At 44.7% G+C, this 264-nt stretch carries 1 pseudogene; it reads left to right on the top strand.

Features of this window, described 5'->3' with window-relative positions:
* Positions 1-68: 68 nt before the first annotated feature.
* Positions 69-264 (top strand): annotated as a pseudogene (locus J3U35_RS05525) (hypothetical protein); the annotation flags it as partial.

The following is a 264-nucleotide window of genomic DNA, read 5'->3' as shown; positions in this document are numbered from 1 at the left end:
GGGTACGCTTTAATCGGGTGACAAGGCAAGTCTATATTCAGCGCCCTAAATACTGCGGTGGTACAGTAGTGTTTAAATGGGAACATATTATGCCGTCGAACTTTGGCGAGAGCGGCTCGGATATGGGTGGCACTAATATGGTTAATTTAATGACCTTTCACCCGTATAAAACTGGCTTTCCGATTGCCCACTCCGTCGGTATTGGCAAAAACACCTATAACCCACAAGACTATAAAGACGAATGGGAATTTATCCGCCGTTATA

The sequence above is a fragment of the Gilliamella sp. B2717 genome, assembly GCF_026536675.1.
Taxonomy (GTDB): Bacteria; Pseudomonadota; Gammaproteobacteria; order Enterobacterales; family Orbaceae; genus Gilliamella; species Gilliamella apicola_I.
This window is presented reverse-complemented; position numbering and strand designations above follow the sequence as displayed.